This is a genomic window from Terrabacter sp. 2TAF16, assembly GCF_052115065.1.
Taxonomy (GTDB): Bacteria; Actinomycetota; Actinomycetes; order Actinomycetales; family Dermatophilaceae; genus Terrabacter.
Genome location: NZ_JBFRFZ010000001.1, coordinates 436336 through 454816, shown reverse-complemented (window position 1 = coordinate 454816; position 18481 = coordinate 436336). Strand labels below are relative to the sequence as shown.

The 18481-nt window shown below is 70.2% G+C and carries 13 protein-coding genes; 11 read left to right on the top strand and 2 right to left on the bottom strand.

From position 1 onward, the window contains the following. The first annotated feature begins 86 nt into the window (after positions 1-86). From aspS to AB4Z14_RS02100, 4 genes are all read left to right on the top strand, one after another. Positions 87-1916 (top strand): aspartate--tRNA ligase, encoded by a 1830-nt coding sequence (aspS, locus tag AB4Z14_RS02115; protein ID WP_442273710.1) that lies wholly within the window; start codon positions 87-89, stop codon positions 1914-1916. Between the two features lie 124 nt (positions 1917-2040). Then, positions 2041-3750: a peptide-N4-asparagine amidase gene (locus tag AB4Z14_RS02110; protein WP_442273709.1), complete on the top strand. Its 1710-nt coding sequence runs from the start codon at positions 2041-2043 to the stop codon at positions 3748-3750. Positions 3751-3783: 33 nt separating this feature from the next. After that, positions 3784-4239, top strand: a complete 456-nt coding sequence (locus tag AB4Z14_RS02105) for a helix-turn-helix domain-containing protein (protein ID WP_442273739.1) — start codon at positions 3784-3786, stop codon at positions 4237-4239. A 9-nt stretch (positions 4240-4248) separates the two neighbouring features. Continuing rightward, positions 4249-4683: a VOC family protein gene (locus tag AB4Z14_RS02100; protein WP_442273708.1), complete on the top strand. Its 435-nt coding sequence runs from the start codon at positions 4249-4251 to the stop codon at positions 4681-4683. Between the two features lie 25 nt (positions 4684-4708). Here the strand turns inward: AB4Z14_RS02100 and AB4Z14_RS02095 are convergent, their stop codons facing one another. Then, positions 4709-5473, bottom strand: coding sequence for a GNAT family N-acetyltransferase (locus AB4Z14_RS02095; RefSeq protein ID WP_442273707.1), 765 nt, complete (start codon positions 5471-5473; stop codon positions 4709-4711). After that, positions 5470-7665 carry an MMPL family transporter gene (locus tag AB4Z14_RS02090; protein WP_442273706.1) on the bottom strand — a complete coding sequence of 732 codons (2196 nt, stop codon included), beginning with the start codon at positions 7663-7665 and terminating at the stop codon, positions 5470-5472. The genes AB4Z14_RS02095 and AB4Z14_RS02090 overlap by 4 nt, the downstream gene beginning before the upstream one ends. A 20-nt stretch (positions 7666-7685) precedes the next feature. Here AB4Z14_RS02090 and AB4Z14_RS02085 point away from each other — a divergent pair, with 20 nt between their 5' ends. From AB4Z14_RS02085 to alaS, 7 genes are all read left to right on the top strand, one after another. Further along, the gene (locus tag AB4Z14_RS02085; RefSeq protein ID WP_442273705.1) at positions 7686-9086 is read left to right on the top strand and encodes a replication-associated recombination protein A; all 1401 of its coding nucleotides are present in this window, start codon (positions 7686-7688) and stop codon (positions 9084-9086) included. 270 nt (positions 9087-9356) lie between these two features. Beyond that, positions 9357-10388, top strand: coding sequence for an ABC transporter permease (locus tag AB4Z14_RS02080; RefSeq protein WP_442273704.1), 1032 nt, complete (start codon positions 9357-9359; stop codon positions 10386-10388). 94 nt (positions 10389-10482) lie between these two features. Then, a complete protein-coding gene (locus AB4Z14_RS02075) occupies positions 10483-12237 on the top strand; it encodes an ABC transporter substrate-binding protein (protein WP_442273703.1) in 1755 nt (584 codons plus the stop codon). Between the two features lie 113 nt (positions 12238-12350). Further along, positions 12351-13337, top strand: coding sequence for an ABC transporter permease (locus AB4Z14_RS02070; protein ID WP_442273702.1), 987 nt, complete (start codon positions 12351-12353; stop codon positions 13335-13337). Then, the gene (locus AB4Z14_RS02065) at positions 13334-14404 is read left to right on the top strand and encodes an ABC transporter ATP-binding protein (protein WP_442273701.1); all 1071 of its coding nucleotides are present in this window, start codon (positions 13334-13336) and stop codon (positions 14402-14404) included. The genes AB4Z14_RS02070 and AB4Z14_RS02065 overlap by 4 nt, the downstream gene beginning before the upstream one ends. Next, the gene (locus tag AB4Z14_RS02060) at positions 14401-15453 is read left to right on the top strand and encodes an ABC transporter ATP-binding protein (protein ID WP_056776430.1); all 1053 of its coding nucleotides are present in this window, start codon (positions 14401-14403) and stop codon (positions 15451-15453) included. Before AB4Z14_RS02065 ends, AB4Z14_RS02060 begins: the two co-directional genes overlap by 4 nt. Before the next feature lie 355 nt (positions 15454-15808). Beyond that, the gene (alaS, locus tag AB4Z14_RS02055; protein ID WP_442273700.1) at positions 15809-18481 is read left to right on the top strand and encodes an alanine--tRNA ligase; all 2673 of its coding nucleotides are present in this window, start codon (positions 15809-15811) and stop codon (positions 18479-18481) included.

Sequence of the window (18481 nt, the reverse complement as noted above, 5' to 3'; positions counted from 1 at the left end):
GGCACCTGCGCACGACACTCGCTCACCACCTCGCTCAGCCCCGGCGGCCCTCGTGCCGCGGGAACCACGTCCCGGAAGGACCCTCCGTGCTCCGCACTCACGAGGCCGGCACTCTCCGCGCCGACCACGCAGGCCAGACCGTCACCCTCACCGGTTGGGTGGCGCGGCGTCGAGACCACGGCGGGGTCGCCTTCCTCGACCTGCGCGACGCCTCGGGCGTGGCCCAGGTCGTCGCGCGTGACGAGGTGCTCGCCCAGGGCGGTGCCCACGACGTCCGCAACGAGTTCTGCGTCAAGGTCACCGGTGAGGTGCGCGAGCGTCCGGAGGGCAACGCCAACCCCGACCTGCCCACCGGCGACATCGAGGTCATCGTCAGCGAGCTCGAGGTGCTCAACCCGGCCGCCCCGCTGCCGTTCCAGATCGACGAGCGCGTCACCGTCGGCGAGGAGGCACGCCTCAAGCACCGTTACCTCGACCTGCGCCGCCCCGGCGCGAGCTCTGCCGGCGCTGCGATCCGCCTGCGCTCCAAGGTCAACGCTGCCGCCCGCGCCGTGCTCGGGGCCCGCGACTTCGTCGAGATCGAGACGCCGACGCTGACCCGCTCCACGCCCGAGGGTGCCCGTGACTTCCTCGTGCCGGCGCGTCTCGCGCCCGGGTCGTGGTACGCCCTGCCGCAGAGCCCCCAGCTGTTCAAGCAGCTGCTCATGGTGGCCGGCATGGAGCGCTACTACCAGATCGCCCGTTGCTACCGGGACGAGGACTTCCGCGCCGACCGCCAGCCGGAGTTCACCCAGCTCGACATCGAGATGAGCTTCGTCGAGCAGGACGACATCATCGAGCTGGGCGAGTCGATCGTGCAGGCGCTCTGGCGCCTCATCGGCGTCGAGCTCGACGCCCCGTTCCAGCGGATGACCTACGCCGACGCCATGGCCCGCTACGGCTCCGACAAGCCCGACCTGCGTTTCGGCAACGAGCTCGTCGAGTGCACCGGCTACTTCGCCGACACGACCTTCCGCGTCTTCCAGGCCGACTACGTCGGTGCCGTCGTCATGCCCGGTGGTGCGAGCCAGCCGCGCAAGCAGCTCGACGCCTGGCAGGAGTGGGCCAAGCAGCGCGGCGCCCGTGGCCTCGCCTACGTCCTCGTCCAGGAGGACGGCGAGCTCGGCGGCCCGGTCGCGAAGAACCTCACGGACGCCGAGCGCGCCGGCCTGGCCGAGCACGTCGGCGCCACGCCCGGCGACTGCATCTTCTTCGCCGCGGGTGCGGCGAAGCCGTCGCGGGCGCTGCTCGGGGCGGCCCGTCTCGAGATCGGCCGTCGCTGCGAGCTCATCGACGAGGAGGCGTGGAGCTTCCTCTGGGTCGTCGACGCCCCGCTCTTCGAGCCGGCCGCCGACGCCGTCGCCTCGGGCGACGTCGCCGTCGGTGCCGGTGCGTGGACGGCCGTCCACCACGCCTTCACCTCGCCCAAGCCCGAGTTCCTCGACACCTTCGACACCGACCCGGGTCCGGCGCTCGCCTACGCCTACGACATCGTCTGCAACGGCAACGAGATCGGCGGCGGCTCGATCCGTATCCACAGCCGCGACGTGCAGGAGCGCGTCTTCTCGGTCATGGGCCTGTCGGAGGAGGACGCCCAGGAGAAGTTCGGCTTCCTCCTCGAGGCCTTCGCCTTCGGTGCCCCGCCGCACGGCGGCATCGCCTTCGGCTGGGACCGCATCGTCTCGCTGCTCGCGCACACCGACTCGATCCGCGACGTCATCGCGTTCCCGAAGTCCGGTGGCGGCTACGACCCGCTGACCGCGGCGCCGGCCCCGATCACGCCCGCCCAGCGCAAGGAGGCCGGCGTGGACGCGAAGCCCGCGGACTCGGCACCGGCCGCACAGGGTGCCCCCGAGGTCGAGCCGAAGCAGGGCTGACCTCCGGCAGGAGCCGACCGTGGAGGGTCGTCGTCGCGAGAGCGAGGACGGCCCTCCACGCGTATGCCGTCACCTGCCGTGCGCTTTGCCCAGCCTTGACTCGGGCCGTCCTACGGTCGAAGGCATGCGATCACCACGTCGACGTCCGGTCACCGCGGTCCTCCTGGGTGCGGTCCTCGCCATGACCGGAGCCAGTTCCGCGTCGAGCCTGCCCGCCGCCGTGCCCGCGCCGAGTCCCTCGGCGGTGCCCGCGGCCACCCCGCCGCAGGAGTTCGGCACCGACTGGGACGACCCGCGCACACCGGAGCCGAGCGTCCCGGTACCCGCCACGCACCACTGCACCGTTCGCGTCGTCGACGACGCGTTCGACGACTTCGACGTCCACGCCAAGGCCTACAGGCCGCCGGTCGGCTGCGCAGGTCCGTGGTCGAAGGTCGTCATGCGGCTCGAGGGGTCGGTGGCCGGGCGACAGTTCGACCGCATCGGCTACGTCGACGTCGGGGGAGTGCGGATGCTGACCCTCTCGACGCCCGAGCCGAGCGTCGACGGGATCCATTGGCACGTCGAGAAGGACGTCACGGACCTCGCTCCGCTGCTTGCGGACCCGCAGCAGGTGCAGGCCTTCATCGGCAACGTCGTCGACGGCACCTACACCGGGGTCATCCACGTGACGGTCGACCTCGACTTCTCCACGACCGGGCGCGGAGCGCCTGCGGCCAGGACGTCCGATGCCGTCGTGCCCCTCACCGACACCGCCCGCGACGGCAGCGACCTCGTCGGGTCCCTCACGGTGCCGCGCAACTCGACCCGGCTGCTCGCCGACGTCTTCGCGACCGGGTCCGGCGGTGGCTGTGAGGAGTTCTGGGACACGAGCGCCCCTGCGAGCACCGGCTACTCGTGTCCGGACGGTCTGCCCTACCGCGAGGTCGACGTGCACATCGACGGGCAGCTCGCAGGCATCGCCGCGCCGTACCCCGTCGTCTACACGGGCGGCTGGAGCAACCCGTTCCTCTGGTACACCATCCCCTCGCCCAAGGCGTTCGACATCCCGCCGCTCGGCTACGACCTCACGCCCTACCTCGCGAGGCTCAACGACGGGCGGCCCCACGACGTCCGCATCTCCGTCGTGGGTCTTCCGGCAGGCCAGGGCGGCTGGACCCTCGCGCCCCGCTTCCGCATCTGGCGCGACGCGGCCCGCAGCGTGGTGTCGGGAACGACCGGGACGGCATACGCAAGCGATCCCGTCGTCGACAGCAGCGTGTCGGGGGCGGGGGACCGGGCGGGCCACGTCGATCTCGACGCGCGACGTGAGCTCCGCGTCACGGGAACGCTGTCCACCTCACGCGGACCGGTCACGACGACGGTCACGCGCACTCTTTCCAACACGTCGAGGCACTCGTGGACCGACGACGAGGCCGACGACACCCTGACGGCGTCGTGGACCGACACCCAGGTCGTCGCGACCGGGCACGGACGGGGAGCTCCGACCCTCGAGCGCACCGAGCAGCGCTGGGACAAGGACGGTGTCCTCGGCTTCCACCCGCGCAGCGACGTCGCCGGCGCGTACGACGTCACGGGCGATCTCGCCATCACGTGGTCGCGTGACGAGTCGCTGACTCGCGGCGGAGCGCACCTGTCGAGCCGGTCGGAGACCTCGTCCTACGAGGGGCAGGCGAGCTGGATCTACGGGGTGCCGCGTGACCAGCGGCACGCGACCGCCGACACCCGTGCCCGGGCCACCCTGAGCGAGAAGGTCCTCGGCCGGCCGGCGACCTCCTGGGAGCACCGGCTGCGCGCCGTCAACGGCACGTTCGTGACGGATGCCGTCGGCTGAGGCGCGGAGGGCGACAATGAGCGGGTGACCACGATGGAGCGACGCGCCCCCGACGACGTGCTGGTCCACCTGCGCCGCGCTCGCGACCACGCCGACCGGCACTACGCGGAGCCCCTCGACCTCGACGCGCTCGCGGCCGAAGCGAGGCTGTCGAAGTACCACTTCCTCCGGCTCTTCCGCGCGACGTACGGCGTGACGCCGGCCGGGTACGTCTCGCGCCGCCGCATCGAACGCGCCCAGGACCTGCTGCGTGCGACGAACCTCACCGTCACCGAGGTGTGCCACGCCGTCGGCTTCTCGAGCCTCGGCTCGTTCAGCAGCCGGTTCCGCACGGTCGTGGGGCAGAGCCCCAGCGAGTACCAGGCGAGGTACGCCGCGACCGGTGCGCCGCACATCCCGGGCTGCGTCCTGTTCATGTGGGGCCTGGCGGAGAGCGCGCCCGCAGGCTCCGCAACCCAGGAGAAGCACGAGGCGGCGGACCCGTCCTAGCGTGGTCACATGATCACCAACATCTCCATCGTCAGTGTCTTCGTGAAGGACATCGACGAGTCCAAGCGCTTCTACGTCGACGTCCTCGGGTTCGAGGAGAAGGACGACATCACCCTCGGCGACGGCTACCGCTGGTGCACGGTCGTGCACCCGAGCCAGCCGGAGCTGCAGGTCAGCCTCGCCATCCCCGGCCCGCCCTTCCCGGACGAGCTCGTCACCGCGATGAAGCGAGCGCAGGACGCCGGCGGGCTCAACGGTCTCGGCCTCACGGTCGACGACTGCGAGCAGACGTATGCCGACCTGTCGGCCAAGGGCGTCGAGTTCCTCCAGCCCCCGTCGGCCCGTCCCTACGGGACCGAGGCGGTCTGCCGCGACAACTCGGGCAACTGGGTCGTGCTCGTGGAGCCCGCCGACCGGACCGTCACCGCGTCCGACTTCGCCTGACGCCGCAGCGCGGTGCGCCGCCCGGTCAGCGGTCGATGACGACCGGGCGGCTCGACCAGGCGCACAACCGGTCGTAGCCGAGCGACAGGTAGAGCTCTCGGGCGACGGTGTTGTGGGAGTACATCCCGAGGGTGCAGACGCCGGTCTCGGCGACGGCCAGGCGGGTCACGGCGCCGACGATCGTGCGGCCGAGCCCCTGTCCCCGCAGGCGCGTGTCGACGGCGACGGACGACAGGTGCGGCGCGCCGGCCCGGGTGGTGCCCCAGGCGGCCACCGCGCAGAGGGAGCCGTCGAGGTCCTCCACGGCGAACCACCGCTCCCCGGAGCCGGGCTCGGTGTCGGCGGTGGGGGACTGTGCCTCGAGGAAGGCCCGGACCTCGTCGGCGCGCGCGACGTCGTCGATGACGACCACCCTTTCGTGCGAGGGGTGCTCGTCGGGAGGGGTGGTCGTGTGGAACCACTCCCAGTCGCCGCCGTCCATGACCCGGTAGCGCTCCCGGAGGTGCGGCTCGAGGTGCTGCGGCACGCTGACCGAGAAGGCGCGACGGTCGGGCGAGATGGTCGCCGCGATCTCCGGCAGGTGGTCGAGGAGCGCCGTCACGCCGTCGTCTCCGCCGAGGACGTTGACGGTGCGCCGCACGGCCTTGCGGGTGCGCTGGAAGGCGACGGCGTCGGTCGCGGCCCACCACGTCGCGGCGAGCTCGTCCGTCACCTCCCACCGCACGAAGGGATGGCCGCCGGTCGCGTCCAGCAGGCCGTCGAGTCCGTGCGCCGCGACGACGGTGGTCACTCCGTGATCCCGAAGCGGTCGTGGAGGCGACGCATCGGTGCAGGCGCCCACCAGTTCCACCGGCCGAGCACCGTCATCGTCGCGGGCACGAGCAGCATCCGCACGAGGGTCGCGTCGATGACGACGGCCGCGACGAGAGCCACCCCCATCTCCTTGATGATGAGGATGTCGCCGGCGACGAAACCGCCGAAGACGATGACGATGAGCAGGGCGGCCGACGTGATGATGCGGCCGGTGCGCTGGAGGCCCAGCGACACGGCCCGATCGTTGCCGGCGCCGTGCCGGTGGAACTCGACGATCCGCGAGAGCAGGAACACCTCGTAGTCCATGGACAGGCCGAACCCGAACGCGAGGACGAGGAAGGGGACCATCGACTCGAGGGCTCCCACGGAGGTGAAGCCGAGCAGCCCCTCGAGGTGGCCCTCCTGGAAGATCCACACGACGACGCCGAGGGCGGCACCGAGCGAGATGACGTTGAGCAGCAGCGCCTTGACCGGCAGCACGACGGACCCGGTCATCAGGAAGAGCAGGACGAACGTGCCGAGCACGACGAGCGCGACGGCATACGGGGCGCGGGCCGACATCGAGTCGAGGAAGTCGATCTGTCCGGCGGCCTGGCCCGTCGTCAGCGTCTCGAAGGGGGCGCTCGTCGCGCGGATCGTCGTCACGAGGTCCTGCGCCTCGTCGGAGGTGGGCCGCCCGGCGACGCGGATGTCGACGCGCTGGTCGCCGCTGCCGAGCGGACGGACGACGAGACCCTCGACGCCCGGACGCGAGCGGAACTGCTGGGACCACGCCGTGACGGCGGCAGTGTCGGCCGTGCGGGCCACGACGGTGACCTCCGGGGCGGAGAGGGCCGGGTAGTCGCGGTCGAGCTGCTCGAAGAAGACCCGCTCGGGAGCGTCCTTGGGGAGCAGCTCGGTCCCGGACGACGTCAGCTTCATCGACAGGGTGGGCAGGGCCAGCGTCACGAGCACCACGACGACACCGAGGATGACGGCAACGGGGCGCCGCTGCACGCCGACAGCCAGGCGAGAGAAGAGGCCGACGTCGGACGGCTTCTCAACAGCCTTGCGGGACAGCCGTTTTGCGCCCACCACGCACAGCGCCGGCACGAGCGTGATGGCGACGACCATCGCGACGAGCACGACGCTGACCCCGGCCACGCCGATGGCGCGCATGATCGACGCCTCGAAGATGAGCAGGCCGGCAAGGGCGATGGCGACGGTCAGTCCGGAGAAGAGGACGGTGCGGCCCGCGGTCGCCACCGTGCGCTCGGCCGCGTGCGCGATCTCCGCGCGCGTCGGCACGTCGTGCTCCCGGTGGGCGAGCTCCTCGCGGAAGCGGCTGACGGTGAGCAGGCCGTAGTCGATGGACAGCCCGAGCCCGAGCAGGGTGACGATGTTGACGACGGTCGCGTCGAGCTCGACGACGTGCGAGAAGCCGAAGAGCGACAGCAGCGCACCACCGATCGAGACGACGGCCCCGACGATGGGCATGCCTGCGGCGACGAAGCCGCCGAAGACGAAGAACATGACGATGAAGGTGAGCGGCAGGGCGATGCCCTCGCCCCGCAGCAGGTCCCGCTCGACGGTCGTCGTGATGGCCTCGATGACCTTGCTCGTGCTGCCGACTGAGCCCTGGGCGTGCATGGCCGTGGCGACACCGAGCAGTCGGGCCTCCGCCTGGGTCTCGGCCGCGTCCTGTGCCGCCTTGTCGAGACCCGGCGCGAAGTCGACGACGGTGACGAAGCCGCCCGCGGTCGGCGTGCCGCCCTTGAGCAGGGGAGCCACCGACGGGTCGGTGACGCCGCCCGGCGTCAGCAGCGGCGACCGCACGCTCTTGACCCCGGGGACCTGCGCGACCTCGCGCGTCGCCGCCGTCCCGGCCTCGACCGTCGCTGCGTCGGCGAGGTCGGCACCCGTCACCTGCATCGTCAGCGTCTCGAGCGCCGGCTGGCTCTCGGCGATGACCTCCTGGGCGCGCGACGACTCGGACTCGACGGTCGGCGCACCCGAGTGGAGGCGCTCGAAGAGCGACTCGCCGGTGACCCCACCGACCGCGACGGCGAAGCACGCGATCGCGACGACGGCCCAGGCGACGATCCACGTGCGCGGGTGGCGGGCGATGAGTGCGCCGAGGCGAGCCAGACGGGTGCGCGGCGCCGGGCCCACCGCTGAGGGGTTCTGCACGCGGATAGCCTTCCACAGTGATGTCGAACAGCACGGAGGACCTCTTCGGTGCGGCCTCCGCCGCCGAGCGCGGCGAGCAGCCGGCGTCGGCAGGCGTCGCCCCGCTCGCCGTCCGGATGCGGCCCCGCACCCTCGACGAGGTCCGGGGCCAGGCCAAGGTGCTGCGCCCCGGCAGCCCACTCCGCCGGCTCATCGAGGGCTCAGGCGGGGCCGCCGGACCGCTGTCCGCGATCCTCTGGGGGCCGCCCGGGACCGGCAAGACGACGCTCGCCCACCTCGTCGCCACCGCGGCGGAGCGCCGTTTCGTCGAGCTCTCGGCCGTCACGGCCGGCGTCAAGGACGTCCGATCGGTCATGGAGTCGGCCGTGCGCGAGCGCGACCTGTACGGCCGCCAGACCGTGCTCTTCCTCGACGAGATCCACCGCTTCACCAAGGCCCAGCAGGACGCCCTGCTCCCGGGCGTGGAGAACCGAACGGTCATCCTCGTGGCCGCCACGACGGAGAACCCGTCGTTCAGCATCATCGCGCCGCTGCTGTCGCGCTCGGTGCTCGTCACGCTCGAGTCCCTGTCCGACGAGGAGATCGCCGAGCTGCTCGCCGCCGCGCTCGCGGACGAGCGCGGGTTCGGTGGCGCACACACGATGGTCGTCGACGCGACCGATCACCTCGTCCGGATCGCCGGCGGCGACGCGCGCCGGGCGCTGACCTCGCTCGAGGCCGCCGCCGGCGTCGCGCTCGACGCGCAGCCGGCGGGCCGGATCTCCGACGACCCCGTCGAGATCACCCTCGCGCACGTCGAGCAGGCTGTCGCCCAGGCGGCCGTCCGCTACGACCGTGCCGGCGACCAGCACTACGACGTGGCGAGCGCGCTCATCAAGTCGATGCGAGGCAGCGACGTCGACGCCGCCCTGCACTACCTCGCGCGGATGCTCGAGGCGGGGGAGGACCCCCGCTTCATCGCCCGCCGCATCGTCATCTCCGCCAGCGAGGACGTCGGCATGGGCGACCCGACCGCCCTCCAGACGGCCGTGGCAGCGATGCACGCGGTGGCGCAGATCGGCATGCCGGAGGCGCGGATCATCCTCGCCCAGGCGGTCGTGCACAACGCCATGGCACCCAAGTCCAACGCGGCATACCTCGGCATCAACGAGGCGATCGCCGACGTACGCGCGGGGCGCGGCGGCGTCGTCCCCGCGCACCTGCGGGGGAGCGGGTACGCCGGGGCCGAGCGCCTCGGCCACGGGAAGGGCTACGTCTACGCCCACGACGAGCCCGACGGGGTCGCCGCGCAGCAGTACCTCCCGGACGACCTCCACGACGCCGTCAGCTACTACCGCCCCACGGACCGCGGGTTCGAGGAGCGCCTCCGGGCGCGCTGGGAATGGCTCTCGGGACGTCTGGGGCGCACGCGCGGAGAGTGACCGGAGCGACGTGTCAGCGGGCGCGTGTCGGGGATTGTTTCGGGCCTGCCGCGCGTGGACGCACATTGTGTCGCGGGACGCGGTACTCGGTAACGATTTGTCATCCATGCACGTCTCGATGCTTGGACAGCGCGAAACTGTGTGGCAGGCTCACGTCGTCCCGGCGGGGGTGGCATCCGGATCAACTGGTGCGCTCCCGAGGGCGGCTCGGGTGACGAATCCCCGGGTCGGATGTGATCCCACAAGGATGGAGACAACGCGTTGAACGCAATGCCGGAGCCCTCAGCAGCAACGCTGACCGAGGAATCCGAGGAGACGTCTTCGACGACCGCCCGTGAGCACCAGGAGGTCCGTACCGGACGTTCTCCCGGCCAGGTGGCCTGGGCCCGGCTCAAGCGGGACAAGGTCGCGATCATCTGCTTCGCCATCATCCTGTTCTTCCTGCTCGTCGCGATCTTCGCCCCGTTCCTCGTCTCGCTCGAGGCGGTCGACCCCATCACCGGCGCGAAAGCCGACCCGAGCACCGTGCACACCGAGCTCGTCGACTTCAACGGTCTGCCGACCGTCGGGGCCAGCTCGGCCCACTGGCTCGGGGTCGAGCCGCGCCTCGGCCGCGACCTCTTCGCCCGCTGGGCCTACGGCGCTCGCCCCTCGCTCATCATCGGCTTCGTCGCGGCTTTCGCGTCCACCGTCGTCGGCGTGGCCCTCGGCCTCGTCGGCGGCTACCTCGGTGGCGCCTCCGACAAGGTCATCTCCTGGGTCATCGACTTCTTCCTTTCGCTGCCGATCCTGCTGCTCGTCCTGGCGATCATCCCGATCATGCAGAAGCGCATCGCCGCCGGCAGCGACCTGACTCCCGAGGAGACCTCAGCGATCCGCTTCTGGGTGCTCATCGTCATCCTCGTCGTCTTCGGATGGATGGGTCTGGCACGCCTCGTGCGTGGTGAGGTCAAGAGCCTGCGCGAGCGTGAGTTCGTCCAGGCGGCCCGCGCCATCGGTGTGCCGACCCGCTCGATCCTCTTCCGCGAGATCCTGCCCAACCTCGTCGGTCCGATCATCGTCTCCGCCTCGATCGCCGTCCCGGCCTACATCACCTACGAGGCGACGCTGAGCTACCTCGGTGCCGGTCTCGTCGAGCCCACCGCGTCGTGGGGTCGCACCATCGCCGACGCGCAGAACCTCTTCGCCACGTACCCCCTGTGGCTCTGGCCGTCGGTCATCGGCCTGTCGCTCCTCGTCCTCGCCCTGAGCCTGCTCGGCGACTCGATCCGCGACGCGTTCGACCCCACCAGCCGCCGCTGACCCCACCGGGTCACGGTCACCAGATGTTCTCGGCAAAGCGCCGGGACAAGCACAAAGGGAGCAAACAACAATGCGCTGGACCAAAGTCCTGACCGTGGGAGCCGCGGCTTCCCTCGGCTTCGTCGCGGCCTGCGGCGCCCCTGCCGCCAACAACGGCGGTGCCGGCAACGGCACCAACGGCGGAAACGCCCCGGTCGACCAGGCGGGTGCCGCCCTCGACCCGAACGCCAAGGGCCCCGCGCCTGAGGTCCCCGGCGCGAAGAAGGGTGGCATCCTCACGGTGCCCTACGCCTCGACGCCCGCGAACATGGACCCGAGCGACCAGTTCTTCCAGGACACGGCCGTCATCTTCTCGCTGACGCACCGCGCCCTGACGACCTACGTCTCGCGTGACGGCAAGCAGGTGCTCGTCCCGGACCTCGCGACCGACCTCGGCAAGCAGTCCGAGGACGGCCTGACGTGGACCTTCACGCTCAAGGACGGCATCAAGTTCGAGGACGGCAGCCCGGTCAAGGCCGCGGACATCGTCTTCGCCGCGAAGCGCTCGTTCGACCCCGACCTCGCGGCCAACGGCCCGACGTACCAGCGCGAGTTCTTCAAGGGTGGCGCCGACTACCAGGGCCCCTACAAGGGCGACAAGAACTGGAAGGGTGTCGAGGCACCCGACGACAAGACGGTCATCTTCCACCTCGAGAAGCGCTTCGAGACGCTGCCCTACTTCGTCTCCTTCAACCAGTTCACGCCGATCCCCGAGGCGAAGGACAAGAAGGCCGACTACCAGCTGCACCCGCTCGCCACCGGCCCGTACATGTTCGACAAGTACACCCCGGGCACCGAGCTGGTCCTCAAGCGCAACCCCAACTGGGACCCCGCCACCGACCCCGCGCGCCACAACTACCCCGACGGCTTCCACTTCAAGTGGGGCGTCGACACCATCAAGACGCAGACGGCCATCCTCGCCTCCAACGGCGACGACGCCACGACCCTCAACTGGGACCCGATCGACTCCTCGCTGATCCCCCAGATCGAGGGCGACAAGAAGGCCCAGTTCGAGGAGGGCCCCTCCTCCTGCGTGCTCATGGTCAACATGGACGCCCGCAAGATCCCGCTCGAGATCCGCCGGGCCATCGCCGTCGCGTGGCCCTTCGACTCGATCCACAAGGCCGGCGGTGAGACGACGCACTCGTTCTCGCCCGCCAGCACGATCATCCCGCCGCAGATCGCCGGTCACCTCGACTACACGGCCGAGGCGGCCCCGGGCGTCAAGATGAACGGCCAGGGCGACGGCAACCCGACGATGGCCAAGGACATGCTCGCCAAGGCCGGCTACGGCCCCGACAAGCCGTTCGAGCTCATCTACTACTACACGAACGACGACGACATCGCGCAGAAGGTCAACCAGGTCCGCAAGCAGAAGCTCGAGGCCGCCGGCTTCAAGGTGCAGGACATCGGCGTTCCGGGGGCTGAGCGTCGCAAGATCGTCAGCGACCCCAAGGGCAAGTACAACATGCTCCAGTCGCCGCGTGGCTGGTGCTTCGACTGGCCGTCCGCCGACTCGATCATCCCGCCCACCTTCGGCACGATCGCCCTCTCGCAGGGTGGTACGACCTTCGGCAACTTCTCCGACGCCAAGATCGACGCCGAGATCAAGCGCATCCAGCAGCTGTCGATCACGGAGCAGGGCCCGGAGTGGGGCAAGATGGACAAGTGGCTGACGGAGAACTACCTACTGGCCATCCCGGACAACAACGACAAGGGCAACTCGGTCTTCGGCACGAAGGTCAAGAACGTCCACAACAACCCGAACAAGGGCATGCCGGACCTCACTGACGTGTGGCTCGACCAGTAAGTCGTCAGTGACAGCGCCCCGCAAGGGGAGCAAGATCTGAACTGAAGCCGTGGTGGGGGTCCGGGTTTCCCGGGCCCCCACCACCGGCGCCCACCTCGTTTGGAAGGCAAAACGTGCTCACGTACATCCTCAGGCGGTCGGCTCTCGCCCTGAGCGTCATCATGGCCACCCTGGTCTCGGCGTTCCTGCTGTTCTTCGCGGGCCCGTCCGACCCGGCACAGGCCATGTGCCCCGAGACCAAGTGCAACCCCGCGCGGCTCGAGGCCATCACCAAGAGCATCGGGCTGGACAAGCCCCTCATCGAGYAGTTCCTCACCTACTTCAAGGGACTCTTCGTCGGCCGCGACTTCGTCTACGCAGGCGACACCGTGCACTGCGGCGCCCCGTGCCTGGGCTTCTCGTTCGTGACGCGTCGATCCGTCAACGAGGAGCTCTTCACCCGCTTCCCGAACACCGTCGTGCTGGCCCTGATGGCCGCCGTCGTGTTCGTGACCGTGGGCGTGACGCTCGGCATCATCGCGGCGGTCCGCCGCGGTTCCGCGACCGACCGCGGGCTCGTCGGCGCCTCCCAGGTGCTCGGCTCGATCCCGTACTACGTCCTCGCGCTCCTCGTCGCGCTCTACCCGGTCATCCTGTGGAACGTCCTTCCGCAGTACTCCGCGATATCCGCAGGAGTCGGCCCCTACTTCGCGGGCATGCTGGCTCCGGCGTTGATCCTCGGGCTCGTCACGGCGTCGTCGTACGTCCGCTACACCCGCAACTCGATGATCGAGACGCTGTCGATGGACTACATCCGTACGGCACGGTCCAAGGGCATCCACGAGCGCACGGTCCTGTTCAAGCACGGCTTCCGCGCCGCGATGAGCCCGATCGCCACGATCCTGGGCCTCGACATCGCCGCGCTGCTGACCGGCACGCTCATCACCGAGCAGATCTTCGGTGTCGACGGCATCGGCCGTCGCGGCCTCGCGGCCCTCAGGTCCTTCGACCTGCCCGTCATCATGGGCACCGTGCTCATCGGAGCCGTCGTCGTCGTGGTCATGAACCTCGTCGTCGACATCGCGTACTCCTTCATCGACCCGCGAGTGAGGCTTTCGTGACCGCGACCGTCAACACCATCTCGACCCAGACCACAGAAGCCCGCAACGCCGGCGACGTCGTCCTCGACGTCAACGACCTCTCGGTGGCCTTCCCCACCGAGGAGGGCGTGGTCAAGGCCGTCTCCAACCTGACCTACCAGGCCCGCCTGGGCCGCACGCTCGCCATCGTCGGCGAGTCCGGCTCCGGCAAGTCGGTCAGCAGCATGGCGGTGCTCGGCCTGCACAACCCCAAGCGCACCCAGATCACCGGCAGCATCAAGCTCGACGGCCTCGAGCTCGTCGGTGCACCGGACTCGACCTTCCAGAAGATCCGCAGCACCAAGGCCGCAATGGTCTTCCAGGACCCGCAGAGCTCGCTCCACCCGTTCCACAAGGTGGGCCGACAGATCGCCGAGGCCTACCAGGCCCACAACAAGGTGAGCAAGCAGGTGGCCCTCAAGCGTGCCGTCGAGATGCTCGACCTCGTCGGCATCCCGAACCCGCAGCGGCGCGCCAACTCCTACCCGCACGAGTTCTCGGGCGGCATGCGCCAACGCGCGATGATCGCGCTCGGACTCGTCAACAACCCGAAGCTGCTCATCGCCGACGAGCCGACGACGGCTCTCGACGTCACGGTGCAGGCGCAGATCCTCGACCTCGTCAACGACCTCCAGAAGGAGTTCGGCTCGGCGGTCATCCTCATCACGCACGACCTCGCGGTCGTCGCCGAGACGGCCGACGACATCCTCGTGATGTATGCCGGTCGCGGCGTCGAGAAGGGCAGTGCCAAGGAGGTGCTGGCCCAGCCGTCGCACCCCTACACCTACGGACTGCTCCAGTCGCTGCCCTCGCACTCCGAGGACCTCGAGGAGCTCAAGGCGATCAAGGGCACGCCGCCCAGCCTGCTCAACCTGCCGTCGGGCTGCTCGTTCCACCCGCGCTGCGAGTTCAAGACGCAGGTGGAGGGCGACGCCTGCTGGACCCAGCTGCCCGAGTGGCGCCCCACGCCGGGCCTGTCCAACCGTGAGATCCGCTGCCACCTGGCCGACCCCGTGGCCACGCTGCAGCACGACGAGGGAGTCCGATGAGCGACAAGACGCTGCTCAAGGTCACCGACCTCCAGCGCCACTTCCCGTTCCGCGAGGTCCAGGGCCTGCGCATGGTCAAGGCGACGGTCAAGGCCGTCGACGGGATCAGCTTCACGGTCAACGAGGGCCAGACCCTCGGACTCGTGGGAGAGTCCGGCTGCGGCAAGTCGACGACCTCCCGGCTCGTGACGCGGCTCGACGAGCCCACCGGCGGCACCGTCGAGTTCGAGGGGCGCGACATCACGCACCTCAAGGAGCACGAGCTGCGCGACATCCGTCGCAACGTGCAGATGATCTTCCAGGACCCCTACTCCTCGCTCAACCCGAGGCAGACGGTCGGGGCGATCCTCAGCACGCCGCTGCGCGTGCACGGCCTGCACAAGGGCAAGGAGAAGGCTCGCGTGCAGGAGCTGCTCGAGCTCGTCGGCCTCAACCCGGAGCACATCAACCGCTACCCGTCGGAGTTCTCGGGCGGCCAGCGCCAGCGCATCGGCATCGCGCGGGCCCTCGCGGTCGAGCCGAAGCTGATCATCGCCGACGAGCCGGTGTCGGCCCTCGACGTGTCGATCCAGGCGCAGGTGATGAACCTGCTGGCCAAGCTGCGCAACGAGCTCGACCTCGCGTTCATCTTCGTCGCCCACGACCTCGGCGTCGTGCGCCACTTCTGCGACCAGGTCGCGGTCATGTACCTCGGCAAGATCGTCGAGTACGGCGACAAGAAGAAGATCTACGAGGCCCCGGAGCACCCCTACACCCAGGCCCTGCTCTCGGCGGCGCCCGACATCAACGTCGCGCGCGGCATCGCCCCCAAGGAGCGCATCCGCCTCGTCGGCGACGTGCCGAGCCCGATCGACCCGCCGAGCGGCTGCCGTTTCCGCACCCGGTGCTGGAAGGCGCAGGACATCTGCGCCCAGCAGGAGCCGCCGCTCGTCTCGGCGACAGCCGAGGAGTCGACCCGGACCTTCCGCGAGGGCGGCGTCCACCTCCAGGCGTGCCACTTCCCGGAGGTCAAGACCGACCTCGTCGCGGAGGTCGAGCACTCCGCCTGAGCACGGAGTGAGCGCCGAGGGCGCGACGCAGCACGACGTGTGCCGCTGGGCCGGCTCCCGCACGGGGGGCCGGCCCAGCGGCATACCCCGGCAAAGGTGGTGGGACGAGTCTCACGCGGTCCGTTAGGGTTGAAGCACCTCGGCGCGAGCGTGCGCCGACGACCGAAGGACGATGACCGTGGCCCACAAGGGACCCAGGCCGACCCGGAGCGGTGGCCTGCAGCCGGCGAGGCGAGCTCCCCGGGGGTCAGCCGCGCCCGAGTGAGGCGCCTCGCTGACCCCGCCCCGCCCGCCCGCCCGTCCGCACGCGCGACGGGCTCCCGCAGACCACACCCGTCGACCCCAAGGACTCATCATGGAAACCGCTGAGATCAGGCGTCGTTGGCTCTCGTACTTCGGCAGCCGCGGCCACACCGTCGTGCCGAGCGCCCCGCTCGTGCACGAGGACCCGAACCTGCTGTTCGTCAACGCCGGCATGGTCCCCTTCAAGCCGTACTTCCTCGGTCAGGAGACCCCGCAGTTCTCGCGCGCCACGAGCGTGCAGAAGTGCGTGCGGACCCTCGACATCGAGGAGGTCGGCAAGACCACCCGGCACGGCACGTTCTTCCAGATGAACGGCAACTTCAGCTTCGGCGACTACTTCAAGGAAGGCGCCATCGAGCTGGCGTGGGAGCTCATCACCCGCAGCCAGGCCGAGGGTGGCCTCGGGTTCGACGAGAAGGACCTCTACGCGTCCGTCTACCACGAGGACGACGAGGCGATCGCGCTCTGGAAGAAGATCGCGGGCCTTTCCGACGACCGCATCGTGCGCCTCGGGCGCAAGGACAACTACTGGAACATGGGCGTCGCCGGTCCCGGCGGCCCGTGCTCCGAGATCCTGCTCGACCGCGGCCGCGAGTTCGGCGCCGACGGCGACTGGGAGGCGGGCGACCGCTACCTCGAGTTCTGGAACCTCGTGTTCATGCAGTACGAGCTCGAGAACGTCCGGTCGAAGGAGGACTTCGACATCGCGGGCGAGCTGCCCAAGCGCAACATCGACACCGGCATGGGGCTCGAGCGCGTCGCGTTCCTGCTGCAGGGCGTCGACAACATCTACGAGACCGACGAGGTCTTTCCGGTCATCGCCGCCGCGGAGGACCTCACGGGCCGTCGCTACGGCGCCGACCACGAGGACGACGTGCGCTTCCGCGTCGTCGCCGATCACGTGCGCAGCTCGCTCATGCTCATCGGTGACGGCGTCACGCCCGGCAACGAGGGCCGCGGCTACGTCCTGCGCCGACTGTTGCGCCGTGCGGTCCGCTCGATGCGCCTGCTCGGCGTCGACGCGCCGACCCTCGAGCAGCTGCTGCCGGTCAGCATGGATCGGATGAAGGCCTCCTACCCGGAGCTCGAGACCGACTTCCACCGGATCAGCCAGGTCGCGTACGCCGAGGAGGACGCCTTCCGGCGCACCCTGAGCTCGGGCACGACGATCCTCGACACGGCGGTGGCGCGGGCCAAGTCGTCCGGTGCGACGACCCTCGGTGGGGCCGAGGCGTTCGCGCTGCACGACACCTACGGCTTCCCGATCGACCTGACGCTCGAGATGGCCGCGGAGCAGGGGCTGCAGGTCGACGAGCCCGGCTTCCGCCGGCTCATGGGCGAGCAGCGCGACCGGGCCAAGGCCGATGCGCGGGCGAAGAAGTCGGCGCACGGTGACACGAGCGTCTACCGGCAGCTGTCCGACACCCTCGGGCGTGACGTCGAGTTCACCGGCTACGACCAGACACTGACCGACACCCGCATCCGGGGGCTGATCCGCGACGGCGCCGTCGTCGACCGGGTCGGTCCCGGCGACGAGATCGAGGTCGTGCTCGACCGCACGCCGCTCTACGCGGAGTCCGGTGGTCAGCAGGCCGACCACGGGCACATCCGCCTCGCGAACGGTGCCCTCATCGAGGTCACCGACGTCCAGCGACCCATCACCGGCCTCGTCGTGCACCGCGCGACGGTGCTCGAGGGCGAGGCCGGCCTGGGCGAGGACGCCGAGGCCGAGGTGGACGTCGTGCGCCGCCGGTCGATCTCGCGCGCCCACACGGCGACCCACATGGTGCACCAGGCCCTGCGCGACGAACTCGGTGACACGGCGACTCAGGCCGGGTCCGAGAACTCCCCGGGCCGCCTGCGCTTCGACTTCAAGTCGCTCCAGGCCCCCCCGGCCGCGGCGATGGGTGAGATCGAGGCGCGGATCAACGCCGTGCTGCTCGACGACCTGCCCGTCACGGCGGACGTCATGAACATCGACGCTGCGAAGAAGCTCGGCGCCATGGCGCTCTTCGGTGAGAAGTACGGCGAACGGGTCCGGGTCGTCTCGATCGGCGAGTGGTCGCGTGAGCTGTGTGTCGGCACGCACACCCCTCGCGTCGGCCAGATCGGTGTCGTCAAGCTGCTCGGTGAGAGCTCGATCGGCTCCGGCGTGCGACGCGTCGAAGCGCTCGTGGGTGCCGACGCGTACTCCCACCTGGCCCGCGAGGCCACGATCGTCAGCCAGTTGACCGACACGCTCGGGGTCCGCCGGGACGAGCTCCCCGACCGCATCGCGACCATCCTCGGACGGCTGCGCGACGCCGAGAAGGAGATCGCAGCCGTGCGCCAGAGCCAGGTGCTCGGGGCTGCGTCCGGTCTCGTCCAGTCGGCTCGCGACATCGCCGGCGTGACGTTCGTCAGCCACGACGCGGGCGACGGGGTCACCGGCGACGACCTGCGCAAGCTCGTCACCGACGTGCGGGGCCGTCTCGGCAACGACCGGCCGGTGCTCGTGTCGATGGCCTCCGTGGCGAACGGCCGTCCGGTCGTGATCGTCGCGACGAACGAGCGCGCCCGGGAGGCCGGGCTCAAGGCCGGGGCCTTCGTCAAGTCGGCCGCCCAGGCGCTCGGCGGCGGTGGCGGCGGCAAGGACGACCTGGCCCAGGGCGGAGGCACCGATGCGACCCGTGTCTCGGTGGCGCTCGGCACCGTCGAGGACCAGCTCCGAAACCGGAGCGCGTGA